The 25,741-nt window shown below is 49.8% G+C and carries 24 protein-coding genes and 1 pseudogene; 19 read left to right on the forward strand and 6 right to left on the reverse strand.

Annotated features, from left to right (window positions below):
- The first annotated feature begins 261 nt into the window (after nt 1–261).
- A complete protein-coding gene (locus GKC68_RS13075) occupies nt 262–897 on the forward strand; it encodes a glycoside hydrolase family 19 protein (RefSeq protein WP_311093098.1) in 636 nt (211 codons plus the stop codon).
- Between the two features lie 227 nt (nt 898–1,124).
- Here the strand turns inward: GKC68_RS13075 and GKC68_RS13080 are convergent, their stop codons facing one another.
- Nucleotides 1,125–2,435: a DUF1173 family protein gene (locus GKC68_RS13080; protein ID WP_028722254.1), complete on the reverse strand. Its 1,311-nt coding sequence runs from the start codon at nt 2,433–2,435 to the stop codon at nt 1,125–1,127.
- A gap of 52 nt (nt 2,436–2,487) precedes the next feature.
- Entirely contained in the window at nt 2,488–3,012 is a 525-nt protein-coding gene (locus GKC68_RS13085) for a phospholipase D family protein (protein WP_050598369.1), read from the reverse strand.
- 160 nt (nt 3,013–3,172) lie between these two features.
- Between GKC68_RS13085 and GKC68_RS13090 the strand changes: the two genes are divergently transcribed.
- Nucleotides 3,173–3,793, forward strand: a complete 621-nt coding sequence (locus GKC68_RS13090; RefSeq protein ID WP_342656894.1) for a hypothetical protein — start codon at nt 3,173–3,175, stop codon at nt 3,791–3,793.
- Nucleotides 3,794–3,889: 96 nt separating this feature from the next.
- Nucleotides 3,890–4,204, forward strand: coding sequence for a hypothetical protein (locus GKC68_RS13095; protein ID WP_028722257.1), 315 nt, complete (start codon nt 3,890–3,892; stop codon nt 4,202–4,204).
- Here the strand turns inward: GKC68_RS13095 and GKC68_RS13100 are convergent.
- Together GKC68_RS13100 and GKC68_RS13105 are read right to left on the reverse strand one after the other, a co-directional pair.
- Complete coding sequence (locus GKC68_RS13100; protein ID WP_028722258.1) at nt 4,201–5,016, reverse strand: DUF4225 domain-containing protein; 816 nt, start codon at nt 5,014–5,016, stop codon at nt 4,201–4,203. The two genes, GKC68_RS13095 and GKC68_RS13100, sit on opposite strands and share 4 nt — an antisense overlap.
- 56 nt (nt 5,017–5,072) lie before the next feature.
- Nucleotides 5,073–5,315: a DNA polymerase III subunit theta gene (locus GKC68_RS13105; protein ID WP_116197938.1), complete on the reverse strand. Its 243-nt coding sequence runs from the start codon at nt 5,313–5,315 to the stop codon at nt 5,073–5,075.
- Nucleotides 5,316–5,375: 60 nt separating this feature from the next.
- On the opposite strand from GKC68_RS13105, the pseudogene GKC68_RS13110 reads away from it, so the two are divergent.
- From GKC68_RS13110 to GKC68_RS13130, 5 genes and pseudogenes are all read left to right on the forward strand, one after another.
- Nucleotides 5,376–6,015: pseudogene (locus tag GKC68_RS13110) on the forward strand (SOS response-associated peptidase family protein).
- A 78-nt stretch (nt 6,016–6,093) separates the two neighbouring features.
- Entirely contained in the window at nt 6,094–6,297 is a 204-nt protein-coding gene (locus GKC68_RS13115; RefSeq protein WP_028722260.1) for an Hha/YmoA family nucleoid-associated regulatory protein, read from the forward strand.
- A gap of 376 nt (nt 6,298–6,673) precedes the next feature.
- Nucleotides 6,674–7,540 (forward strand): protein RepA, encoded by an 867-nt coding sequence (locus GKC68_RS13120; protein WP_342656238.1) that lies wholly within the window; start codon nt 6,674–6,676, stop codon nt 7,538–7,540.
- Between the two features lie 1,315 nt (nt 7,541–8,855).
- Nucleotides 8,856–10,064: an AAA family ATPase gene (locus tag GKC68_RS13125; protein WP_104933885.1), complete on the forward strand. Its 1,209-nt coding sequence runs from the start codon at nt 8,856–8,858 to the stop codon at nt 10,062–10,064.
- The gene (locus GKC68_RS13130; protein ID WP_104933884.1) at nt 10,061–11,050 is read left to right on the forward strand and encodes a ParB/RepB/Spo0J family partition protein; all 990 of its coding nucleotides are present in this window, start codon (nt 10,061–10,063) and stop codon (nt 11,048–11,050) included. Before GKC68_RS13125 ends, GKC68_RS13130 begins: the two co-directional genes overlap by 4 nt.
- Nucleotides 11,051–11,663: 613 nt before the next feature.
- Here GKC68_RS13130 and GKC68_RS13135 read toward each other — a convergent pair.
- A complete protein-coding gene (locus GKC68_RS13135) occupies nt 11,664–12,149 on the reverse strand; it encodes a hypothetical protein (RefSeq protein WP_104933883.1) in 486 nt (161 codons plus the stop codon).
- A 239-nt stretch (nt 12,150–12,388) separates the two neighbouring features.
- On the opposite strand from GKC68_RS13135, the gene GKC68_RS13140 reads away from it, so the two are divergent.
- Nucleotides 12,389–13,939 (forward strand): P-loop NTPase fold protein, encoded by a 1,551-nt coding sequence (locus GKC68_RS13140; RefSeq protein WP_342656239.1) that lies wholly within the window; start codon nt 12,389–12,391, stop codon nt 13,937–13,939.
- A gap of 323 nt (nt 13,940–14,262) precedes the next feature.
- On the opposite strand, the gene GKC68_RS13145 is transcribed toward GKC68_RS13140, so the two are convergent.
- Nucleotides 14,263–14,349, reverse strand: a complete 87-nt coding sequence (locus GKC68_RS13145) for a site-specific integrase (RefSeq protein WP_246870706.1) — start codon at nt 14,347–14,349, stop codon at nt 14,263–14,265.
- Nucleotides 14,350–16,201: 1,852 nt separating this feature from the next.
- On the opposite strand from GKC68_RS13145, the gene GKC68_RS13150 reads away from it, so the two are divergent.
- Genes GKC68_RS13150 through GKC68_RS13195 form a run of 10 tightly spaced genes read left to right on the forward strand, consistent with a single transcriptional unit; the run spans nt 16,202 to nt 25,740 of the window.
- Nucleotides 16,202–16,762 (forward strand): NUDIX hydrolase, encoded by a 561-nt coding sequence (locus GKC68_RS13150; RefSeq protein WP_104933881.1) that lies wholly within the window; start codon nt 16,202–16,204, stop codon nt 16,760–16,762.
- The gene (locus tag GKC68_RS13155; RefSeq protein ID WP_104933880.1) at nt 16,759–17,751 is read left to right on the forward strand and encodes a Gfo/Idh/MocA family oxidoreductase; all 993 of its coding nucleotides are present in this window, start codon (nt 16,759–16,761) and stop codon (nt 17,749–17,751) included. Before GKC68_RS13150 ends, GKC68_RS13155 begins: the two co-directional genes overlap by 4 nt.
- 25 nt (nt 17,752–17,776) lie before the next feature.
- Nucleotides 17,777–18,901 (forward strand): DegT/DnrJ/EryC1/StrS family aminotransferase, encoded by a 1,125-nt coding sequence (locus GKC68_RS13160; RefSeq protein ID WP_104933879.1) that lies wholly within the window; start codon nt 17,777–17,779, stop codon nt 18,899–18,901.
- An 8-nt stretch (nt 18,902–18,909) separates the two neighbouring features.
- The gene (locus tag GKC68_RS13165) at nt 18,910–19,905 is read left to right on the forward strand and encodes an aminotransferase class I/II-fold pyridoxal phosphate-dependent enzyme (RefSeq protein WP_342656240.1); all 996 of its coding nucleotides are present in this window, start codon (nt 18,910–18,912) and stop codon (nt 19,903–19,905) included.
- The gene (locus tag GKC68_RS13170) at nt 19,902–21,011 is read left to right on the forward strand and encodes a DegT/DnrJ/EryC1/StrS family aminotransferase (protein ID WP_181134985.1); all 1,110 of its coding nucleotides are present in this window, start codon (nt 19,902–19,904) and stop codon (nt 21,009–21,011) included. The genes GKC68_RS13165 and GKC68_RS13170 overlap by 4 nt, the downstream gene beginning before the upstream one ends.
- Nucleotides 21,008–22,348: an FAD-dependent monooxygenase gene (locus GKC68_RS13175; protein ID WP_104933876.1), complete on the forward strand. Its 1,341-nt coding sequence runs from the start codon at nt 21,008–21,010 to the stop codon at nt 22,346–22,348. The genes GKC68_RS13170 and GKC68_RS13175 overlap by 4 nt, the downstream gene beginning before the upstream one ends.
- Before the next feature lie 10 nt (nt 22,349–22,358).
- Entirely contained in the window at nt 22,359–23,036 is a 678-nt protein-coding gene (locus GKC68_RS13180) for an HAD hydrolase-like protein (protein ID WP_105082659.1), read from the forward strand.
- Nucleotides 23,030–24,163 carry a fatty acid desaturase gene (locus GKC68_RS13185; protein ID WP_104933874.1) on the forward strand — a complete coding sequence of 378 codons (1,134 nt, stop codon included), beginning with the start codon at nt 23,030–23,032 and terminating at the stop codon, nt 24,161–24,163. The genes GKC68_RS13180 and GKC68_RS13185 overlap by 7 nt, the downstream gene beginning before the upstream one ends.
- The gene (mtnP, locus tag GKC68_RS13190; RefSeq protein ID WP_104933873.1) at nt 24,156–25,040 is read left to right on the forward strand and encodes an S-methyl-5'-thioadenosine phosphorylase; all 885 of its coding nucleotides are present in this window, start codon (nt 24,156–24,158) and stop codon (nt 25,038–25,040) included. The genes GKC68_RS13185 and mtnP overlap by 8 nt, the downstream gene beginning before the upstream one ends.
- Nucleotides 25,041–25,074: 34 nt before the next feature.
- Entirely contained in the window at nt 25,075–25,740 is a 666-nt protein-coding gene (locus GKC68_RS13195) for an HAD family phosphatase (protein ID WP_104933872.1), read from the forward strand.
- Nucleotide 25,741 lies beyond the last annotated feature (1 nt).

The following is a 25,741-nucleotide window of genomic DNA, read 5'->3' on the forward strand; positions in this document are numbered from 1 at the left end:
CATTCGAAGCAGGAGTCCGATACAAACCGGCTCCCGACGCCCTAGCCTTCCGGATCAATGCGTAAGGTGAGTTGTTCATGGCTGACCTGAGGTCCCCCCGAGCTAATGCCGTCGGGGCTAGATCTCAAAAAATAATTCTTAAAATTGGTAAATGATTGTCCTGCTGCGCCGATAAGCAAAATAGGATCATCTCGCTGCAGATCTCATTGTATGACGCGCTATACGGCACCGCTGACAATCATTTACCACGGACTGACAATCATGAACAAAGAGCAATTCAGGCTGGCTGCCGGCCTTTCCCCTCAACTGGCGGACAGGTGGTTTGGACCTGTGCTGGCCGCGATGAAAGAATTCGCCATCGAGACGCCGCTACAGCAGGCGTGCTTCCTGGGTCAGACAGGTCATGAATCTCAGGGCTTCATGCGGGTCAGCGAGAGCCTAAACTACAGCGTCGACGGCCTGCTGCTTACGTTCCGCTCACGAATGACCCAGGCACAATGTGAAAAGCTGGGACGTCGGGAAGGTGAAAAAACCGTTCCGCCAGAACGGCAGAAAGCCATTGCCAACATCGTCTATGGCGGAAAGAATGGTAATACTGGTGCTGACGATGGCTGGCGCTATCGCGGCCGCGGTCTCATCCAGCTTACTGGCAGGAACAACTACGCGGCGTGCGGACAGGGACTGGGTCTGGATCTCCTGGAAAACCCTGACCTGCTTCTGACCGATATCAATGCTGCCCGGTCCGCTGCCTGGTTCTGGAAAGCGAAAGACTGCAATAAATCTGCCGAAAGTGGCGACATACCCGGATTGACAAAAAAAATTAACGGGGGTAATAACGGTTCAGCAGATCGCGCGAAAAAAATTAAAACCGCTATGGATATCCTCTGCAGGAAATGAAACAGGCACCACGCGGCTTCATATCTTTTCTTATGTTACTTCTGGAAGATCGGGCGCCCCCGTGATAATGCTCTTTATTCAGATGGTGTATCAAAGAAAAAAACATCTCAGAATGGAAAACCCGGCTTCGATAAGACAGTCTCAGGCATTGTCCGGTTCACCTCCGGGAGATGTATACTGCAAATTCTGCGCATGCTCAACCGCAGAAAGTATAAGGTCAGTTTAATTCATACCTGTTTCAGTGGAAATGCAGGAATTTCATTTGTGGTATATGCATTCCAATGCCACCAACTTTCGGCTCCATATTCCAAATCATAATGGGCGATTTTTTCCTGCCTGCGCTGCTGGTACTCAGGCGTGTTAATGCCGAAGACTTCCATCGGCAGCGCATCAACACCGGAAACGTCCTTCAGCACGAAATCCGGGAATACGTCTTCCTCGCCGTCATAGCACAGCGGCTTGATGAAGGCGCGTTTTTCCTGCCACAGCTTTTCTTCGACAGCTGCCTCATAGCCCGAATCCAGCGGAATAAAGCGGGGACTGACCGTCATCAGCGCCACGTCGATGACGGTGCTGCAGCTGGACGGCCGGTTGCGCCCGTCAAAGTGTCTGAACGTCGTTTCGGGTGGTTCCGTTTCCGCAATGACCACAACTTTCATTCCCCGGCGCCAGTCGCCCAGCTCACGGCCAAAGCTCCGCTCCAGGCGCAGTCGCACGTCCTCCGGCAGCACCAGGTCAGGGAAACCGAAAAACAGTCCCAGCGGCAGTGTGGTCTGCAGCCTTACTTCAGCAGCCTCATTCCAGCCGGCCAGAATTGACACCACAACCAGCCGCCGTTTGTTCTTTTCGGCCACTCTCAGGTGCTCCCAGTTTGAAATGACCTGCGGAGATCCCTTAATGGCCATGAGCAGCAGCGATTCCTCCAGCGGCACACGGCCGACGCGTACCCGGCCCGCCGTCTGATGAAGGTGCCAGCTCACCCAGCCGGGTGTGCGTTTCTTTTTGTCGAAAGCCGGGTGCCAGACGTTGATGCCGGACTGTTCCCAAAGCAGGTGAAGCAGGCCCAGCAGGCGCATCGAGGGGCGCCGTTTGCGCTTTACAGGCTCATCAGCTGACACGTCTTCAGCCGGCTTTACCTCTGACGGGGCTTTTTTCTGCAGGCCGGTAGGCAGCCTGACCACGATGGTGCCGTCCGAAGCCGAGCGGACCGCATCGCCCTGATAAATCTCCGCATGCCGTTCGTCTGACCACACCGAATAAAACCGGCAGTCCGGTTTGTGTTCGTTACCTGTAAAGGCATATGAAGAGAGCCAGCAGCGTTCAGTCTCCTGAGAATAATGCACTTTCAGGCGGCGTTTTACGGGATCGGTCTCTGCCGGCAGGCAGCTGCAGGTGACCACCGTGGTCTTTTTGTTGTCGCGGGCGTGCTTCAGCCAGCGCTGCCAGGTCCCGGTTTCCTCCTGCTGGAAGGCTTCACTGGCGTCCCGCTCACCGCGCTGTCCATGAAAATGCACCGCGTAGGTTTTCTTTTTTGCCATGCCCGTCCCCCGTCCGGAATTACGTTTTGCCCCCGCGCCGGAAATCACGCATTTATTTATCCTGACACGTCACCGGCGCGGATTCATTCCACAGTCTTTCGAATTCCGCGTTATATTCAGCAGCAACTGCTTTATTATCAAAAACTGCCAGCGCATTTTCCGCATTGCGCTTTTCAGCCGATGAGGTGTAATTAAACGACCCGGTTTCTGTATTCACTCCGTCGGCCACAATAAACTTGTTGTGCATGATGCTGTAGCGGTCGTCCGTCCGGACCGGCACCCCGCTGCAGGCCAGCAGGGAAACCAGCGAATGACGGTCGTGACTGACCTTTTCATCCGCGACAAGCCGGACCGCCACGCCCCGCTGCGACTGGCTTATCAGCGCCTGTGCGACGGGCCTGCTGGTAAATTCGTAAGCCGCGACGTCCAGCGTTTTTCCTGCCCCCGCGATAAGGTTCAGTATAAGGCGCTGCGCGCTTTCGCCCGGCGAAAAACCCACGGCGATATTGTTTCCTGCGGACACAGACACACTGAATACGGCAGACAAAATAAACAAACTGATCCGCACGCTTTTCATTATTTATTCTTTTCCTGAACAGATATCCGGATGGTATTATGCTCCTGTTCCGTCGAGGAATAACAGTACACAGTCAAAGTAAAATTATATATATAAAAGCAGGCATTCTCTTCCTGAGATTATTTCTGCGTCAGAACACAAAGGGGTGGCCGTGTTATACATGACGTTGTGTCTTTTCCTGACGGTGATGAGCCTGCATGAACTTTTCTGCCTCCGTCACGCCGCAGCGGAAGTCAGGGCCGGAACCGTTCTGCTGGCATCGGCCATTATTCTGCTCCCCCTGACGCTGGTTGCACCGGTTCTGGCGGGGTTCCTGCCAGCAGATATTGAAATCACTCAGCACACCCTGGATGAGCTGGCCATAACGGCCCAGTGGATGGGAGCCGCAGGAGCGGTTTTACTGAGCGGACTCTATTTCATGCTGGCCCGGCGCGCCGGCAGGCGTTTCTGGTACACCGGCGCTTTCATTGCCTCGGCGCTTCTGGCGTTCATCTTCTCCAACAGTCTGTGGTTCGTGTCGTACAGAGACGCCTTCATCGCGTCGCCCGTGCTGCTGGGAGAGGGTGAGGAAGACTGCGATGCGCCGGCCATATTTATTCGATATCACCCGGATGCGCCGTCTGACTGGCGCTGCCCCACCGGCATAGTGCTGATGGGCGAATCGTCGCATCCTTTCCTGCCCTGGCCGGACTACCGGCAGGGAAAAAGTCGTCAGATGAGCGACAACATTAACGTCCTGATAAACAATGCGCAGGAGAAATCAGAAGAGAAAGCCGGATGATATGCCGTCGTCACCCTGCAAGGATTGCCAGGTTACAGATGCTGTCATAATCTGTTATATACATCAGTCAGTCAGACTAATGTCAGGATTCAGGAAATGAATGTCAGCGATGAAGCCCTGCTGAAATCAGGTATCAGCCAGGCAGATTTAAGCAGAATAAAACACAACGTGTCGGTACACGGCGGCACGCTGGAGGACGCGGTAGAAAGCCTTGCAAACCGCTTCCGGGCCCTGACATGGGTTATCACGTTCAGCGTGCTGGTGATGGCGGCCCTGCTGGTATTCAGCTCCCCCGTCAAAATTATTGCGGGTGGGGTGTCATTTTTGATCGTGATTGCAATAGTGCTTTCCGCCCAGCCCGTAACGCTCGCCTGGAAATGCTGGCGTCACCGGAGAGCTGAACGTCGTTAATTATCCTGTGACCTGGCTGTTTCAACGAGATCAACAACAACCTTGCCTCTTATACCGTAGTTGACAATTTTAATCGCCAGTTTTGGCCGGCTCATTGACTCCAGCTTATTTCTGAAATCACTTCTTAACCAGCGGAAAAGCCGCCAGGACTCCGGCTTCCTCGTCAGTCCTACCAGGCCGTAAATATTGGCCGTCAGTGAAACGGCATTATAGGCGGCCAGACCGTATTCGGGTCTGAATCCCATAAAGCTGGCTATTTCGGTTGAGGCATCGGCAATGATGCCCTCGGAAGGGCCGTAGGACGTGCGGTTAATAATCTCTTTAGATATGCTGTTAAACCCGTCAATCATGATGATCGCGCCAGCCACAACAGCAACAGGTGTCATCGTGGCCAGCAGAACAAAGCCGCCGTAAACCGTCAGGCCGTTTAGTACCAGATTGACGGCAGACACGGCATAGCCCACGATCCTGTTATTCTCTCTGATAAACTCCACTTTTGCATAAAGCTTCGCGGCCTGAGTGCGCAGCATTCGGGCCTGATATTGAAGGCTGTCGTTCTCTGCTCGAAGATTTTTGACACAGGCCATGCATTCTTCATCGGTTTTTGCCTGACGGGCCAGGGCGAACTGAGCTTCTATAAGGTATCTGATTTCCTGAACGAACTGAATGCGGGAGAGTCCGTGTTTCAGATGGCTGGCAGCGACAACATTAGCCGTGTCGGCCAGCTTCCTGGCTTCAAGGTTAACCATCGTCTCTGCCCAGGCCTGATTCCGACCGCCTGAGCGCATCATTGAAAGAAGGGCTGCATCCATTTTATTTCTCCGGGGCTGACAGAAAATATACAGGAACTGAATCCCGAATATACAGATTAATCCTTTGGCTCTTTATGATAAACAGGATCGTTCACGCCCGGCAGGTTCAGCGAAAGATTACGGTAATTGGCCAGCCTCTCTCTGAAGTAGTCTCTCAGTTCTTCAGGCTGCTGATGCTCAACCTGGGCAGGAATGACAGGCGGGTTGAGCCGTTCCCGGTAAGCGACACCTGACGCGGCCAGGTCCACATTAACTTTATCCCGTTCGGCCCTTTCTCTGGAGGCCAGATTATGCGGCATGGTAACTCCTCCTGAGAACAGTATACCGAACTATCCTTAGTCATAACGACGGAGGTCATTATGTGTGGACTGTTTGCGCAGTGCAGCTGCAGAGACGAGTATTTCGAAGCCGCAGGTATCGCGCCGGAAGAACTGCCTTTCGACGCTGAACCCCTGGGGCGGTACAACGTGGCACTCGGAACGCGCGTGATGCTGCTGAGTCAGCATGAAGAACAGCTTCATTTTGAGCCGGTATTCTGGGGCTACAAATCGGACTGGTGGCACAAGGCCATGCTCATTAACGCCAGATAGTAAACGGCCGCCTCAGGCAGAATGTCCAAACCACTGTGGCAGCACGGCAGGGCAGTCGTACCTGCCAATGGCTGGTTTGAATGGGCCCGATCGGATGACGGCAATCAGCCGTATTTTATCTATTACCGCTCACGCCAGCCGCTTTTCTTCGCGGCGATCGGCAAAGCGCACTTTGGTCAGGGCCATCGCCATGAAGGGGTTTGTCATCGTGACGAACGAGAGTATTCAGGGAATGTTTGATATCCATGACAGGCGGCCGCTGGTACTGCAGCCCGACACTATAAGGGAATGGCTGAGCGAAGACGCCAGTGTAGAAAGAGCCAGCGAAATAGTACATGAGTGTGCTCTGCCTAAGGGCGACTTTAAATGGCATAAAGTAGATAATGTAGTAGGAAACACACATAACTAGGTAAAGGTGCTGATAGAGCCTGTTTGAATGCTTTTTAACTACAGTCCGGCATTAACTTTGATCATTCACTGGGAAAAAATGAATAAAATAGAATGGCTTATGAGGTTTCGTCGCTGCCGTTCAGTGGAGACGCTTGAAACCGTGTATGAACATCTGATGTATTCAGACGACACTGAAGAACAATATGAAATCACCCGTGCCTACGATCACCGTAAGGCGGAACTGGCCACAGGTAAGCTGTATGACCGTGTCCCTGCTCATGTCTGGAAATTCGTAGAGTAAACCTGCCATATCAGCTCTTTTCAGGAACTGGCTTAGCGAATACAAATCTTTTGTGTTCGCTAAGCCAGTTGAACAAGCCGAAGGCGCGTTAGTAATGATCGCTGTTTATCCACATGTGCACAGGCTCGATCCAGTAAATATTCCAGTAAGATCCTTATAGCTCCAAATAGATCCCGCTATCTCTCAGGCCTTGTGGGGACTGACTTCAAGCCGATTACAGATGTGTGCTGGTGGGATAAACATGTGTGCTGGCGGGATAAGGATGTGTGCTGGCGGGCTGGTAATGTGTGCTGTTGGGATGTAATGTGTGTGCTGGTGGGATAGAGGCGATCTTTACTCACAGTAAGATCCTATGACTACTAAGTGAGATAATTATATGAAAGATGAGTCATTTATCGGTGATGCACTTTACAGTGACATGGTCAGTAAAGACAAACAACTCACAGTTAATTCCAACAACACCGTTCAGCCTGTAGCACTTATGCGCCTCGGTGTTTTTGTACCCAAACCCACGAAGTCTCAGGGCGAAAACAACGTTGTGGATGCATCTGAATTATTCTCTCAGTTAGAGATAGCACGGGCTGAAGGGTACGATCACATTAACATTTCTGGGCCACGTCTCAATATGGACAGCGATTTTAAGGTCTGGATTGGAGTTATTTATGCATTCAGTAAATATGGCCTGGCATCAAACAAGATCGAACTGAAGTTTACTGAGTTTGCCAAAGGATGTGGATTTTCTGCTAAACGAATTGATGCCCGTCTTCGGCTTACCATTCACGACTCCTTGGGAAAATTACGTAATAAATCAATAGCTTTTAAGCGTGGCAGTGATGCGAGGGGAAGTTATCAGACAGGCCTTCTGAAGACGGGTTATTTTGATGCTGAAAGAGATATTGTTCAGCTGGAGGCTGATGAAAAACTATGGGAGTTGTTTCAGTTAGATTACAGAGTCCTTTTGCAGCACCACGCCATTAAAGCACTTCCAAAAAAGGAAGCCGCTCAGGCGATTTATACTTTTATCGAAAGTCTTCCTGCTAACCCGATTCCTGTCAGCTTCTCAAGACTGCGTGAGCGCCTTTCTCTGAGCAGTTCTGTAAGTGAACAAAACCGTACGATCAAAAAGGCGCTTGAGCAGTTACAGAACATTGGTTATCTGGAATTTTCGCTCGTTCGTAAAGCCCGCGAAAACTTTGTTATTATTCACAAACGTAACCCGAAGCTGAAACCTTCCGACATTTAAGTGTGTGCTGTTGGGATAAATACGTGTTCGTCAAGGTTGTGTCCGGCTCTGCAGCATCGTTCCTGCCGATGAACCCGCCAGCACACACTTTGCTTTTTTTTTGCGAAGACGCGCCTGTCACCACACATATTCATTTCCCCACTGTGATGTAGCACCTGCCAGCACACATATTCAATCATTAAGCCAGGAGGTTTCCCGCCAGCACACATTTTCACGCGTGAAAAACAGAATTATTACCCGTCAGCACACACATCAGTACTGGTTGCTTCACAGTAAGCTTTCACCAGAAATGCCTTGCAAGTATCTGCAGCCCGCCAGCACACATCTACTCCTGTTTAGAATGCATGTGAGTAACCCGCCAGCACACATGATTACACCTCAGGACGTTATTTACACCCGCCAGCACACACATTTGTGTGTCCTAAACCCGTCAGCACACACCGAGCATTGGCTTATTTCGTCTGTCCCCCGTCAGCGCACATACTTTCAGGTTCATATCCGTTGAATCTGCAGCAGCGTATTACAGTGCAGAGAGCGGAACCACCCCGCCAACACACATATCGAACTCGTTGGTTAAGAAATGGTTTGCGCAGCCATATAGTTATTGCCCAGGCTTGGTAATGTCTGTCTATAACGATGCCCTTAAAAGAAAAGATGCTAGTCATTCCGACTGCTCATGTGTCTGAAATAGGTTCCCCTTCAGGACACACATTTGTTCATTACTTATCCATCATCCTTTCGGCGCACATGTTCAAGGGAGAAGATATAACATCCCTTCAGCACACATCTTTATCTGATTGATTAAAGAAAATAGTCAATAAGCACCAGAAGACACGTTGGGTTTAGAAGCAAATTTATGCCCGTAAGGTACCTACTGCACAATCTCATCAGACCCAACTCGTGTGTTGACGAACAATTGTATCTGATACATCAATTTGACGTTTATTGCTCATGATGTAAAACGTAACCTCAATCCTGTAAACCCCAGACAGATAAATCAGATAGCATTTCTCTTCACTAAACTTGCAGACAATACATATGGGAATTTCAATCTGAAATTAAAAATTAAATATCAATAAAATCAATTACATAAATAATTATTGGCACAGGGTAAGTACTTGCTAGCTTGTATTCATCTGATGAAATTTTTTTTGAATTTTTGCCTTACGTGGATGACTTTTGAATGACAGACTACAGAAAATTGACAGTTGATATATTTTCCGTTTGTACAACATTTTTATGTTTTGACGAAATAAGTTGATCTGACGTTTTTCAGATGTACAATCAGTTTCAAAATTGACAACGGAACGGTTAAATGAAAAGTCATTACGGTGGCGTGGACGAGACGGCCCGCAGAGCGAGCGCGATGCTGCGCAGCATGAGCGACGATATTTCAGTCAGAAGGAATGAGTTTGGCCTTGATCAGTACTATCAGACGTTCACTCGTAATTCCGTAGCTAACCTTCCCAAACTCAGCCGCCGTGCCGTTGAGCAAGCCATTGATGAAATGGAATCACAGGGACACGTTTTTGGCAAAAAAGATGCAGGTAATACCCGGCATTATGCGCTAACCATCCAGGACGTTGTCGATATCTATGCTCACCGTAAAGTGCCTAAATATCGTGATGTGCACGCGGGGGATGGGCCTTTTGTTATTTTTGTTGTGAACCTGAAAGGCGGGGTATCGAAAACCGTAAGTACAGTAACCCTGGCGCATGGCCTTCGGGTTCATCAGGATCTTCTTCAGCACGATCTTCGTATTCTGGTTGTTGATCTCGATCCTCAGGCCTCCAGTACCATGTTTCTCAGCCAGGAAAACAGCATTGGTTCCATAATGGAAACAGCTGCACAGGCAATGCTTAACGATCTGGATGCTGGCCAGCTCAGAGAGGACATCATTAAACCCACGATTATCCCGGGTGTTGATGTTATTCCTGCTTCTATTGACGATGGTTTTATTGCAAGTCAGTGGAATGATCTCGTCAGAGAGCATTTGCCTGACAGGCTTCCCTCTGAAGTCTTGCGCCGGACGATTATTGATCGTGTGGGTTCTGATTACGATTTCATCTTTATTGACACTGGTCCTCACCTTGATGCCTTTATGTTGAATGCACTCGCCGCGAGTGACTTGCTGCTGACGCCCACACCACCCGCGCAGGTTGATTTTCACTCTACCCTTAAGTACCTCACGCGGCTGCCTGAAATGATTGAGCAGCTTGAGGAAGAGGGCATCACGCCGCGGATAAAGGGAAATATTGGCTTCATGTCGAAAATGACCTCGAAGCGGGATCATGAAATGACACACGGGCTTGCCCGTGATGTTTTTACCTCTTACATTCTTGATGCAACATTGCCCAGGCTTGACGGATTTGAACGCTGCGGCGAAAGCTTCGACACCATTGTGAGTGCCGATCCCAGTTCCTATCCAGGAAGCGCCGAGGCGCTCAAGAAAGCGAAGCGTGAGGCGGAGCGTTTTACTCAGGCCGTTTTTAAAAGGATTGAATTCATCAGAGGTGTGAAATGAAAAAGGAAATGGTCAAACTGGGCCGGCAGCTGGGTAATTCCAGTTTTTCAAAAATGATGAACGAGTCAGACAGCGAGCGGGTGTTTACCCTCAAATCCGGTGCTCAGGCCCGGTTTGTCCTGACCAAGATACTGCATGACGAAATCGAAACGCAGACGTTCGTTGATGCCACGGTAAACGGCCGTGACCAGGCATTTCTGACGCGCGAATCGGTCAGTGATATTTCCCGGACCATCCGGCTCCAGCAGTTCTTTCCTGCCATCGGACGTGAAGTTAATGGTCGAACAGAGATACTGGATGGTTCACGACGTCGTGCCGCCTGCATTTACAACGGAACCGCATTTGAGGTGCTGGTGACGCGTGATGCCTTGTCTCTCTCTGATGCCAGACAACTGGCCGTGGACATTCAGACAGCAAAAGAGCATACGCTGCGTGAACTCGGTAAACGCCTCAGACTCATGTATCCGGAAGACATGAATCAGTCAGAGATAGCCGCTGCAGAAGGGCTGTCTGCCGCCAAGGTAACCCGGGCTTTTCAGGCTGCTGCCGTGCCTGATGAAATCATCTCGGTTTTTCCCTCTGTCAGCGAGCTTTCCATCAGTGACTACCGAGCCCTGCTGGAGGTGACGGATAAAGCTCGGGCAAGACACATCCCCACTGACGCCTTAGCTGATTGTGTCCGAAGCCGGATGGAAGAGGATGCTTCTCATGATATTGCCGAGCCCGCTTATAAGAACAGGATAATCAGCTATTTTCGTGCTGAAAGCGAAGGACCCCGCAAAGCTGCGGGCAGCAAAAAAATCGTGACAGAGAAGCTGGCGGAGTTTACTGATAAAAAGCAGTTCGCCCGAAAAAAAACGGACGCTGATAAACGTCTTGTCACTTATGAATTCTCTCGTCTTTCTGCGGCCTGTCAGGCTGAGCTTGACGCAGCCGTCCGGAGCGTCATTGATCGCATGACGATTAAGTCTGTGAACGAACAGTGATCAGCCCCTGCTGTCGGTGCCTCTGTGAGTGAATATATGGAATTCACGATAAAAATTTACCCAAGGTGAATTTTATTTAATATTATGATTTAATTGAATAAATTGCGTTTATTTCAAGGTGAAATTCCCGTTTATGAATCTTGTAGGCGGGCAGTAATTCTGACTTGTCCGTTATCTGCTTCAAGTAAGAAAGTTAATACCGAGGAATGTGTCAATTAAGCGACCGGTATCAGAGTCACTGTATTGGAATGATTGCTCTGAAAGAAAAACCGTTTCCCTGCATGAAGCATTGGGATGTTTAAGACAAAATATTCAGAGCGGGTAGCATTTTAATATCATTTTCTGTCTAGTTCGCAGTATGTCGGTAAAAAAACAACTCCCGATAAAAAGAACCAGTTTCCTTTGCTGACTATTGTCGATGAAACGCGTAAAGAGCCATTTTCGATAAAGAAATCATGGACAACTTCCAGGGAGGTTGCAGAAAGGACAGGTCCACCCTGACTGAAATATACTTGGCAGGGTGGTATTCTCAAGTTTTCAAAAATGCAGCGTTGTTTTATTTTTGCAAAAGGAAAAATTTAACGCATATCAAAACGCTGAAACTCTCTTAACTTTATTCCTGTTTCCTATAATCCGACATATCAATTTTGAGCAATTTTCCGTTCATCCCCTGCAAAGCTTTTCTGGAAGGCGTTAAGGTAAGAAAGATAAGGGAGAATACAATTAACAAAGACGATACTAGTATCATCCACCATGGATGAGTATTTTCACCCACTCTTAGCAGAAAAGTCGCAGAAAACATAACACCATAGATAAAATAAACGGCACTGATAAACATGTTTAATAACCGTTTTCTTCGGAAGGCTTTTGACGTGAACTTAAAGTAAAACCTTTTACCGTCTTCTTCGAGGAACTTTCCAATATGGCCGGCAAGAAGTGATGGTAGGTGGATATCTGTCCGGTTCTGAATGTAAATAAGCCTCCGCTTTACCCGTGGGTTGCTCACACCACAAAGTCTCGTTCCAATGGCTTCCCTGATTCGCTTCTTTAAAAGTGTTCTCTCTTCTTCACCGAGATAATCTTTATACTCATTGTCCATTATCTTTAATTTGTAAATTGGACCAAAAAAATACCTAGTCTGGCTTCATGAAGGTAGAGTATGCCTGATACTGGTGTAGCCGTCGTTTTCTGATAACAATATCAGCTGCATATCCGCCCGTTAAGGATATATAAAGACATGCTAACTTTGCTCGTTAACATGTAACTCAGCACCTCCTTACAGAGGAGTAGAGCTGCATATGAATGAAAATATCATTAAATCAATCCGGACCCTTCTAGATGAAAAAAATCCCCAACGAGCTGACATTTAACTGGTCTGTCCCAGTTGATGGCCTGCCGGCTGATTCTATGGATCGCTCAGGCCACGCTCGGTTTCTGACCACCCTGTTGCTCTCGAAAAGCGAACAAGGCAGTTATGTCCTGAATCTGAACGCTGAGTGGGGGGCTGGAAAAACATGGTTTCTGCGCAGGTGGCAGAGGGAAATAATGAATTTTTATCCCACGGTTTACATCGATGCATGGAAAAATGATCACCTCCAGGATCCTTTGCTTAACGTCGTGGCGGAAATCCGCAGCAGTCTGATAGTCAAAACGGATAAGGCTGTGCTTGATTCACGGCTCATCAAAAGTACTTGGCGCCTGTTTAAAGCGATTGCGCCTGAGATGACTAAATTTTTACTCAAAAGTCGCCTTGGGATTGATTCTGAAGAACTCAGGTCGCTGATGAGTGGTGATGAATCAGCAGATTTGGGGGCCAGACTTGTAGAAGAAGCTCTAAAAGCACATGAAAGCACGGGTAACAGCGTTGAGGAATTTCGGACGGGTATCAAAGGGTGGCTGGATGCGGTGATCAACACATCCCAACCGGCACTTTCTTATCCCTTGTTTGTCTTTGTCGACGAACTTGACAGGTGCCGCCCGACTTATGCTATTGAAATGCTTGAAACTATCAAGCACCTGTTCAGCATTGAAAATGTCGTCTTTGTCATTGCCACTGATAAGGCGCAACTGCAGCACTCCATCAGAGCGATTTACGGGGACGGCTTTAATTCACGACTATATCTCGATCGCTTCTTTCAGCGTTCGGTGACACTCAATGAAGTCAGCCGTTCGCATTTCATCCGGACATGGTATTCCCGGAACCCACTGCTGCAGGAGTATTTTGCGAAGGAGCCCTACGCAATGTTGTACGAAGGTGATGAGCGTGAAAATATACTCCTTCAGCTCCTGGCTGGGATTGCGGATGGGTTTAAGATGCAGCTTCGGACAGTGGATTTATGGCTTGACCGGCTTGCCGTCGCGATAGCCGCAACCCAAAAAAGACCGGATATTCCTTTACTTGCACTTCTAATGGCGGTTGAAACACATGCCCCGGAAAGGCTTGAAGATCTGAAAGCAGGTAAATCTGTGTTTGCCGGGGCCCGTGGGCCTGATGCGAACGCATTGATGTTCAGGCATTATACGCTCCAGTTACACTGGCACTTCGGCCAGTATGCTGACATCTATAATGTCGATGTGGAGGCATATAAAACCAGACTCGGCGCTGTCTTTGTCTCCAAAATCGGCCTTGTCAAATATCTGGAAATGATTACTGCGATGTTAAATAATGCAGGGGCCGATGCACGTCAAACTGCAGTAAAATATCTGACGAAAAGTTTCGGAGATTACAGACAGGGACGATCACCCTCTTCATCATCGATCAACGGCGATTTGGCTGGAAATACTCATCATCAGGAAGCTTTTCAAATTCTCGTACTGAGACATCTGGAGACTGGAATGACGAAAAGTGACTATTACGCACTTTGTAGTCTTGCCACGCATCTTGACTGACACGAGGAATCGATGTCTTTTTCACTTTGGTTCAGCTGAGTAGATTAATCAGCTGAGCTGGCACCTGTCGCTTCTGAAAAAACATCCTTTTAACCGACGGATATGGGAAAGGTCGCAATGGCTGATTAATTGCAAGGCTGCAGAGTACTGCAACTGCCGGCACGACAACCTTAAGAATCGAAATAACTGCAGCGTTAAAGCCTTTCAGAGCCGGAAGTTTCTGCGATTCCTGTAGATCACTGCCCCAGCAAGTCTCTTGCCAGGGCGGCATCCATTGAAACCGTACCCCTAACTGAAGCGTCACATCCAGCTTAGATACCCCGCTAATACCATTTGGTCGACTTCGCATCCCTATGGCCCATCAGCGTCTGAATGACCTTCTGTGCTACTTGGTGTGGAACCAGGTGCATCGCAAACGAATTCCGGAACGTTTTGGGCGTGACTGGCCGGATTTAGAACGTGACTCCTAACGCCTTGCGGCCTCTACCGCCTGACTTATCCAGCTGCGGGCTGTGTCTTCGCTCCGGATATCCCATACCCGTTCGCCGACGGCGGGGGCGCAAACCATTCCCTGAGCCGCTGGACGAAGGCCGGATCGGTGAGCGGCAAGGCCCGCGGCGGATTATCGCGTACCTCCGCCTCCTGCTCAGCCTGCTGTTCTTCTTTTGTGGGGCGCCCACGGCGACGGGACCGGCTGGCGGCAGATTCCTCCAGCCTGCGCTGCTTGAGCGTGCGGAGTACAACATACAGCGAGACGAGCGGAGCTTCTATCACAAAATCCGCCACTGCTCTGTGGCAGTAATACATTGAGCTGGCCGCAGGTGTTCCACAGCGTATCTACAAAGAGGCGTTTGCAGAGAGCGGTCACTTTTGACAGCAGCACGGCTGCCTCGGGGACGACCAGGTAGCGCAGCAAGTCTGTGCCGTAGGCGGCAGCTGGGTTTGGCAGCGCCACCACACTTCCTTAGTCAAAATAGCGTGCAGCGCCAGGATTGTTCACGTTTTGACCACTGGCGTCGCTGTGTGAAATCTGCGTTATTTCGCGGGGCAAAGTACCCAAACTTTTACTCTCCGTTGTCTACGGTTGTGGAACGTATTTCCTCGCATCTGTAAAGGGTTTCCAATGAAAATAAATCTATCCACGTCGGATCCTTCAGGGCTCAGTTTTTCGGCTTTTCTCCTGTATATGGACGATAACCTGGTCGGCCGAAAATATAAAGCACCCCCTCAGCGCGGTTTCGCGCAAAGTCTTCTGTTCTAACCCTATGACGGTAAAGGAGAAACTGAAAAAAAACGGGCAGGGTGGGGATGTCCAGGCCCTCTATGCTCAGTACTTGGTGTGAAGATGAATAATGGGATGGCAGGTGTTCTGAAAATGAGAAGTAGGGCGTTTTGCAAAACGTATGCGCACTGAGAGAGAACGAACAGACCGGATCGCTGCTGCATTTTCAGACGGATCTGCGTTAAAGAAAAACATGCACAGGTGCACGGGTAAATCAGGCGTCCGGCATAAAAGCGCATTAAGGGTGGACGATTGCCTGTGTGAGGTCTCAGATGTCTTCATCACCATGGAAATCAGTTATGAATGTTGGAGGGAGGTCTGACGTGAGCAGATTTAAAATGCAAGAGTAACTATAAATAAATGTGACATTTGTATGAATAAATAAAGTAATAAAATTTATATTTTTTTTCCACCGATTCAACAAGGCTGGATGCTGTTTCTCACGGGAAAGAGAGGCGAGAGCTTGCCCTGTAAGCCTCCATGAAAACGAATCTGTCCTGTATATTGAAAAATAATATGGATTATTGCCGTAAAATAACCAAAAATCGGCCACTTCAGGCTAAATCCTGGCTCATGATAAAATACTCATCAGGGCGCCTGCACGCTGAGATTTATCTTAAAAAAAGGATAGGTGAGGAGTAAGAACCCCAGAAAAATGCGGCGTCTGTAAAGTTTAATTTAACTTTAACGAAAATTTGATTGAATAATTTTTAACAAACATCTAACGTAGCTGTACTTAAGTGCAACAACCTGCATTTAAGTACAGCTTTGCATTCCTGTTCCTGAACACGTCCTGAAAAATGTTTTTCGGGTCAGCGCTGCTGCCTGTAGTAGGTATCAACAGATTGCAGCAGAAAAATCCATGACGTGAGCACCGGATGTTTTAGTTAACGGTGACCGTCGTAATGACTGTTATTTTTCAGGATCCATAAACTTAAAATTTTATTTCATAGTGTGCCGAACGTTTACTGGAGTCATGAGTGGAAAAGTATCTGCGCAGAGTTATCACCTTCGATGAAAAGTTACATTTTAGTTATAAAATAACATCTGAGCGGGATAGCGAAAATTCTGAAAAGCTGCAGAGTTTTATCAAAAATACTCCCCGGCCTTTTGACAGAAATACATCTGAAGGTCATGTGACTGCCACTGCTTTCATTATTGATGAATCCCGATCTTTTGCGCTTATGATATTCCACAGAAAGCTGAATATGTGGCTTCCACCGGGAGGGCATTGCGATGAAAACTCAAATGTTTTTTCTACAGCTTTTCGCGAAGCGACAGAGGAAACGGGGATCCAGACCCTTAATGCTTACAGTCATGAAATTTATGATATCGATATACACACCATTCCTGAAAATAAAAAAGAGCCTGAGCACCTGCATTATGATGTCAGGTTACTCTTTACAGCGGACACTAACGCGCCTCTTAAATTAAATGAGGATGAAACATCCGGCGTGGAATGGATACTTATTGATGAACTGGAAAAATATAATCAGCTTCCTTCCGTTCTGATATTAAAAAACAAACTGGAGGTCATATGAAGCTCGGCTTTATAGGGTTTGGTGCGCAGGCGCGTGAAAACCTCATTCCTGCTTGTAATACTATTTACGGCATAGAGATTGCTGGCATCTGTGACAGTGATCCTGCTAAATGTATTGAAGCGGCTGCATTATTTAATTTCGATGAGTCAAAAATATTCCATAACCATTGTGATTTGATGGATAAATGCCGCCCGGATGCGCTTATCGTCTCTTGTTATCCTACCGCTCACTTCCGGATCGCCTGTGATGCCATTGAGCGCGGCATCCCCGTGATGCTTGAGAAGCCCATCGCCTCCAGTTATGAAGAAGTCTCTCATCTCGCCGAAATGGCAAAGCGCAGAGGTGTCGTTACGGCTTCAGGAATGAATTTCCGTTTTGCAGAGATCACAGAGCGTATTACTAAGATTTATAAAGACGGCATCCAGATGATAAGTCTGCGTCAGATGGCCAACAAACCGGTTGCCCCCCTGTGGGACTACGATGACCTTCTTCGGTCTTTTTTACATGCCCAGACAATACATGGACTGGATCTGTTGATCCACCTGTGTGGTCCCGTTAAAAAGTTATCGGTGGCCAATAACAGCTCCGGGAACAGTATCGTGTTCAGCGTATTACTGGAGTTTGCGAATCAGTGCCACGGTACGCTGATAACCAGCAATACCTCTCCTCACTTTACGTTTGATCTTGATGTTCTGGCGGACAACAGTCTCCACATTAAAAGTACATCTCTGAACAGCATCAGCGTGGCGGATTTGGGGAAAACCTATCTTCAGGGTGAAACCAAGCGTTGGTGTGATACCTGGGCCGCCAGTCCCCTTTCTTCTGGCTATACCCGTGCGGGATATACCGGTGAAATTATCGATTTTATTACCGCGGTGCAGTCTGGGGAGCGTGATTCACAGACTGCATTTTCCACGCTGCTTGAAACCTACCGGTGTATGGATCTTATCGAACAGAGCTGTAAGCAAAACGTGCCTGTAAAAATCTGACCGCATTTTCCTGAGGAAGAAAACGATGACAAATAAATCCTATCAGAACCTGCATATTAGCTTTGATCAGAGCGATTATGATGCGGTGCTCAGCTCTTTTAATTCAGTGAGTTTTTCAGGCAAATCGCCCATCATTGCAGACTACGAACGTGTGATCAGCGATTATTTTGGAACCCAAAAAGCGCTGGCATGCAGCAATGGTACCGTGGCAATCGAACTGGCCATTCGGGGACTGGGTCTGCAGCCTGGAGATGCTGTCGCGCTCCCACCTACCGCGCCTATCATGACCATCTTACCTGTTATCACCACCGGATGCGTACCGGTTTTTTGTGACGTCAGCCCTCTGTCTTTCAGCCCGGATTTAGCGCATCTGAAGTCGCTTATCGCGCGTAAATCCATTAAAGCCATCATCGTCGTTCCCATGTGGGGTTATCCGCTGGAAATGAAAGCCGTGGTTGAATTTTGTCATTCACAAGGCATAAAGGTTATCGAAGACTGCGCACATGCTTTTGGCACCCGCTCAGACAATGCCTTTCTTGGCACTTTAGGGGACGTTTCCTGCTTTTCAACGCACGAGCGCAAACTGGTCAGTACCGGCGAGGGTGGCTTTTGTCTGACTAACGATGAGAACGTTTATGATCGCATGTTGAGCTGGCAGCATCACGGACTCAAGGCCTCAAGCCGGATCAGTGGTTATCTGCTGGGTGAGGATATTGGAACCAATGCCAAACTTTCTCCCATGTGTGCAGCCCTTGGCATCAGTCAGTTCCTGAAGCTCGATAAAAAAATCGCTGATCGCCGCACCTGTGCTGAAAAAGTCCGTCATGCGCTTTCAGCTGTGGCGGAGATAAAAGAATTTCCGCGTTACCAGAATGAAGAAATCAATGGCTATTCCCTGGTCTATTACCACCTTAACGGGTCAAGCGTACAGCAGGGGCTCGAGATGCTGAATCAGGGTGTGATGTCAGACACGACGCGATATAAATACAAGGCGCTTTACCGTGAGCCGGCCTTTACGGATTACGAGGAAAACTGCCCGAACGCGGAACATATCATCGACACCATTTTCACGGTTCCTTGCCATGAAGGATTAACTGACGCTGATATTGATTACATTGCCAGTGTAGTCAGCAGCAACTTCAGTCGCTGAGGATTTTTATGCTTACTATCATTCCTCAGTGTTCTGAAAGTGAAGGGGTCAGAAGACGTGAGCTTGAGGCTGTCATGCTGCTTGCTCAAAGCGACATGGCCGACTCACTCGCGGCGGTAGCCTCTTTTGAAGCTGCGCTGGCAGGATTTCTCGGCTTTACAGCTTGCGTGACGACCTCGTCCGACACGGCTGCTCTGAGTGTCATGGCCGGCGCGATGGGTTTAATGCCTGGTGATGAGGTATTGATCTCTCCGGACGTCTCAGCGTGGGTCGCAGCCGCACTGGTGCATGACGGCATGAAACTGACGCTTATTGATTACGCTCCCGGCACCCTGCATATCGATGCCGTAAAGCTGAAGGAAAACCTGACTGACAGGTCTCGTTTAGTCATTATTTCCTCTCACTTCAGTTTTCCGGAACATGAGGCGGTCCTTCAGGATTTATGCCGTCTGCACAGTTTGATCCCGGTGGTTGAGGTGACAGCTTCATGCCTGGCTGATCCTGAACGGATGACGCGCGTAGCAGGATTCGATATTGCCTTAGTTTCTCTTCGCGAAGGCCGTGGCACACTGTCGACCGGCGAGGGGGGAGCGCTTTTTTACCGGCGCGATGACTGGGCAAGAAAAGCCAAAAGCTTCTCTCAGTTCTCCGATCTGGATGGTGTGCATCAGGGAGTCAATCACAAGCTGAGCGGCATCCAGTGTGTTCTGGGTCAGATAAGGCTGACGGTGCTGGCGGAAACCGTCATCGCCGTGCCTGATCAATGGAAGCAACACTGCGAATGGTGCGAGCAGTTTAAAATCACAGATTTTGCCCAGCATGAGCGATACCTGCCTTCTGGCTGGATCATTGAGAAACATGCCGCAGCGGCGCATGAGGTTCCGTGCGAGCCTTTACCTGTGCTCACAGGTTTTCCTGCTTCATATTCGTCAGCTTTGCCTGAAGCACAGAAAATGTGCCAGAAATGGGCGCTGCTTCCTCTGAGCGTGGGGGGCGCAGCATGAAGAATCCTCCGGCCATCAGGGAAAGTTTTTACCCTTCGGGACAGGGAGAAGAATCTCTGGTACTGAATGCGTTAGAAAGAGGCATTCGCGGAGACTCCGAAGCTGTTGGCGTATATGAAGACGCGCTTGGAGCCCACTTTGGAGCGGAGAATGTGATTGCAACGTCTTCGGGATATGGATCGCTTGTGGTGGCGCTGAGCGCGATGGGCCTCAAGCCCGGTGACAATGTATTACTCACCCCCACATGCCCGCTCTGTACGGTTTATGCCCTGACATTTCTCAGGATTGAACCCGTATTTTGTGACATCCGGCCTGATGATTTCACCCTGGATCTGAGTATGGCCGAAAAGCTGGTCAATGGACGAACCCGGGCCATTATTGATATTCCTATGTGGGGCTATCCCGTAGATGCGGAGTCTGTAAGCACATTTGCCCGTTCCCGTAATCTCTGGTATCTGCTGGATATTGCGCTTGCGCACAAGGCGATATTCAAAGAAAGGCTGCAGTGGCAATGGGCGGATATTGCTACCTTTTCCACGCACCACAGCAAAACCCTGGTTACAGGGGAAGGCGGGGGGATCCTAACAGACAATGCTGAACTGGCCGGTCGTGCTCGGGCTTTCATTCGGGGCGGTTTTACCGGCGAGAAACCCGGTCTGAATTTTTCACTCAGTGGACTACAGGCCGCGCTGGGCAAAGCAAGGCTTTCCCGCCTCGAGACTGATGTGCAGCACCGTCGACAGACTATGCGCGCAATCACCAGCCGCCTGACGAACCCGTTTTTAGAAGCCCTGCCTGTTCTTCCTGGCGGGGAACCTGCCGGAACCCGTCTGCTGATCCGAACGACATCAGGCAGTAACAAAAGCCTGCTGGATCACCAGCTTCAGGCCGGGATCCCTTCGGACATTGCGTTATACGACTGTAAGGCGCTGTACCAGTACCCTGTTCTACGGGACAGGCAGGCTGCATGCCCGAATGCTGAGCGTATGCTTGCGTCTCTCAGCACAATACCGGTTCATCCCGAAATAGGGGCTGACGAAATCGACACTATCGTATCCGTTCTGAACCGTTTTCGTTTATCAGAGCAAGAAGAGGGTCGGCTGTGACAAACCATAACAGTTGCACTGATACCGCGATCGTCATTGGTGCAAGCATCGCGGGCTGTCTGACGGCCTCAGTGCTGTCGAAACATTTCAGGCAGGTTGTCCTGCTGGATTTAGACCGTTTCCCCGCTAAGCCGGATACGCGGCAGACCGTTCCACAGGAACACCATGTACACCTGCTTTTGCGTCGGGGTCTGCAGACTATCGAAACCTTTTTTCCTGGCTTCAAAGCGCGACTGCGTGAAGCAGGCGCGGAGGAGATAGATTTGTCCCATGGCGTCAAGTGCTACGCAGGCACGGGTTGGCGACAGCGCTGGCCAACGGGGATTACTGCGCATTACTGTTCTCGAACGCTTCTGGAGTATGTGATTCGACAGGAGGCATCCGATCTTCACAACGTCACGATCCAGGAAGGCATCAGGGTCAGACAGCTTATCTGTCAGGATGAAGAGGTCCGCGGTGTAGTCGTAAGTGCCTCCGGTGCGGAACATACTTTCGATGCAGATCTTGTCATAGATGCATCCGGACGAAACTCTAAGGCATCCGCCTGGCTCAGGCAGATGGGGTACGGTGAGGTGGAACGTGAGGAGGTTGCGAATCAGCTGGGTTATGTTTCGCGCGTCTACAAGCGTGACCCAAAGGGCAATACAAACTGGAAAGTTCTGCTTGTCACTCCTGATCTTCCTGAAACACGGACCATGGGGGTTATAAGCCCTGTTGAAGGGGAGCGTTATATCGTCACTGCCGGCGGCTGGTTTGGGGCCTGCCCTAAACCCAATGAAACCGACTTTATGCGGTTTCTTGCTGACCTGCCTGTTCCGGACATTCACGATGAAGTTAAAAAGTTAGAGCCTCAGGGCGATTTTCATCAGTTCAAGATGCCCTCCAGCCTTCGCCGGCGGTTTGACCTGCTTCCGGTTTTACCGGCGCGCTTTCTGGCTGTGGGCGATGCGCTCTGCAGCATTAATCCCATTTACAGCCAGGGAATGAGCGTGTCGGCACTCCAGGTTGAAGCACTGGCCAGCCATATCAGCGTTTACCTGAACGGGGAAGTTTCAGGTCAACAGATGTTCGGTGAACTCATGAAGGCAACGTCCGTCTCATGGGATCAGGCTAAGGCGAGCGATGAGAGTCTGCAGCCGGTTACCGCTAAGCCAGGTGTGCTGCAGCGTCTCACTTCCGGCTATATGAAACTTGTTCATGCTGCGTCTTTTCATCAACGCGATGTGGCAATCACCACACTTAAGGTGATGAATCTGCTTGAACCCAAAGAATCCATGTTTCGCCTCCCGGTGATCCGGGCGTCACTGTTCAGCGCGGTCGCGCGCCTGCTAAGGTAGGACTCTGTCAATGAAACACTCAGGCCAAATCAGACATGTTATTTTCGACTGGAACGGCACGCTGGTAGACGATCTCGCACTGGCAGTCAGAGGCATGAATGCCGTCAGAGAGTTACAAATGCTGCCCCCGATGAATGCTGAACTCTATCGTCAGCACTTCGGCTTCCCCATCCGCTCGTTTTATCAGGCGCTGGGTATTGACTGCGAATCCGCTTTATTTGATGAGCTCATCCGTACCTATCTTGGCATCTTTAATCGCGACATTGGCACCTGTGCCCTGCACACCGGTGCGTTAGGCATGATTAATGATCTCAGGGCACAGAACATCACCGTTTCTGTTTTGTCCGCAAGCCAGCAGCACACCCTGGAAAGTAATCTGAACAGTGCGGGAATAAATCACCTTGTGGATCATGTCTACGGCCTGACTGACACCCGGGCCATGGGAAAAGGTGACATCGCTCTGCAACTGGACAACCTACTGGGTAAACCGGGCTCTTCTGCACTGATGATAGGCGATACCGATCACGACATCGAAGTTGCCCTGCAGTGTGGCTGGCAGGTGGCATCTGTGTCACATGGCCATCAGACCAGTGAACGCCTGCGCTCTATTCATGACCACGTTTATACGGACCTTCCGTCTGTTCACCGTGCCTGGTTCGCGCCATTTAAGGAAGAACTGCCATGCTGAATTCCGCGACAGTGCAGCCCGTCATGCTCAGCATGATCTTCTCCAGCATCGTCATCCGTCTGCTGCTGAAATTTTACTACCGGGATGGCGAGCGCATCCTGCCAAAACTCAAACTGGCACCTGCTGAGAAAGGGCATATCAGCTATTACAAACGTTTTGACACGCTACTGGCACCATTACCGTTTATCTACTGCTGGCTGGAGACATTTGCTGCAGTACTTTTCTATCGCTGGACCGGATACCATCCTCTTGCAGGGCTGTTACTTGCCATCATTGCTGCGGGACGTTTTCGGGCCCTTCAGGAAATCGGGCACAATGCCCTTCACGTTGCTTTATGCCGTTCAAAGAAGCTCCAGTGGTTCCTTTCAAACGTTTTCTTTCAGTTTCCGACACTGAAACGCGACATGGACTCCCGTTTTAACACGCATGTGCGGGACCATCATCCCAATGCAGACATACCGGGTAAAGACCCCAACCTGCGACGGGTTACTGCGGCAGGGATGAAGCCGGGGATTACACGTTTTCAGTTTCTCCTTGCATTATTTTATCCTGTGAGCCCCCGAGGCGTTCTGGCCAATATTCGCGGCAACCTTCATGACACGCTCTATGAAAATGCTTCGGTTGGCACGGCTCTGCTGAGAGCAGCGGCAACGTTAACCATTATGGCCGTTTACGGTTGGCTTGGGGGAATGATGGGGCTGCTGGTGGGCTGGCTGCTTCCGGTACTGACGCTGTATCCATTATTCGCCTGGTGGTCACTGCTTTCAAAACACCGCTGGCATACGACCTATGTGCCTCAGCGGAACCGCCTGGCACACGATTATGAACACGGGCGCGCAACCGACTTTGCGGGGCTGGCTGGCATTATCCAGCGTTACCTGATCTTTCCTATGTCCGATGCTTATCATCTGGCACACCACGTTTATCCCAACGTTCGCTACCAGTATCTCCCGGCAGTAGACCGGGCGCTGAAAATTAATGAGCCCCGTTATACCCAGTACATTTCGCGGGGGATGATTTTTGGTTCAGACGGCCAGCCTGCTGCTCTGTCTGAACTGTATCACCGACTTGTCAGCCCGGTCCGCTTACCCGTCACTGAAAACGAAACAGGAACATCACATGAATAAGAAAGCCCGCATTGGCATCATCTGTGGTAGTGGGATGGATAAGTTATCCATCATTGAGTCGCCTGAGCGTGTGGAGGTAAAGACAGCGTTTGGTGATCCTTCGGGTCAAATCACTCTGGGTGACATTGGCGGGGTTCCTGTAGCCATTATCAATCGTCATGGTATCGGGCATACGCGCTTACCGTCAGAAATTAATGTAAGAGCCAATATTGCCGCACTGAAAATGCTGGGTGTTGACCAGATTCTCTCTTTCAGTGCAGTGGGAAGCCTGACGGCTTCTGCTCCTCCTGGAACCTTCGTGGCCGTAGACCAGTTCATTGATCGCACCTACCGTCGGGTAAATACATTTTTCAGTGCCGGCGTTGTTGCGCATGTTCCGTTTGGCGAACCGGTCTGCGGAAATAATCATTCTCACGTTGTAGGTTCGCTCAGGGAAATGGAAATACCCCATTTAACTACAGGTCTCTACGTTGTGATGGAAGGCCCACAGTTTTCCACGCGTGCAGAATCGGTCTTCCATCAACAGATTGGGGGTACGGTCATCGGAATGACCGCTATGCCGGAGCCTAAACTCTGCCGTGAAGCGGAGATTTGCTACAACATGATTGCCATGGTAACGGACTACGACTGCTGGCATACCGGCCATGATGATGTTAACGCAGCCATGGTGAGTGAGCAGATGAAAGAAAATATCAGGCAGGCGGAGGCACTGCTGTCTCATCTCGTCCCCACGCTGGTACGGCCTGACTCAGCGTGTCCGGCAGGGTGTGATCATGCACTTGATGGTGCCATCATGACCAGTCCGGACCTGATTAATTCCACTACTGTCGAGCGTTACTCCCCGTTGCTTGACCGCGTGTTCCCGCAGGGACAGTAACCGTTGAATATCGTTTTTTTAAGGAGAGTTAAATATGAAATATCAGGCCGGTCTTTTGTTCGATCTGGATGGAACATTGCTGGATACAGATCCACTTCATATCAATGCGTTTAACCAGCTTCTCGCTGATTTTGGTCAGTCAGTCACACTGGAGTATTACAACGAAAAAATCATGGGTGCACCCATGGACACGATTACCCGTGATTTATTCCCGTCGAAGTCCGCCGAAGAGCGTCACGCTCTGGGGGAGCGCAAAGAAGCCCTTTTCCGTGAACAGCTTAATGGGCCACTGGAAGGGCGACCCGGGGTCAATGAATTTTTCCATAAAGCGAAGGAACAGGGTGTCGGCATCTGTGTGGTAACCAATGCGCCCAGAGAAAGCGCAGAGATGATGCTGCGTGGACTGGACCTTCATGACTTCGTCGATCACCTGCTGATTGGTGCAGAACTGCCCCACAGCAAACCTGATCCCTATCCCTACCAGCAAGCCATGCGTCTGCTCGGCATTTCACCTGCTCAGGCGCTGGCATTCGAAGACTCCGGCCCCGGCGTCCAGTCTGCCTCCTCTGCAGGTGTGTTTACCTTTGGTCTCAAAGGGGCGCTGGGAGAGGAGGCACTTCTCCGGCATGGCGCCTCCGCCGCCATTGCCGATTTTACGGATCCTTCACTTGCGCGTCGTTTTGAAACGTTAGTGGCATAGG

It is taken from the genome of Pantoea sp. RSPAM1, assembly GCF_038816185.1.
In the GTDB taxonomy this organism is placed as follows: Bacteria; Pseudomonadota; Gammaproteobacteria; order Enterobacterales; family Enterobacteriaceae; genus Pantoea; species Pantoea ananatis.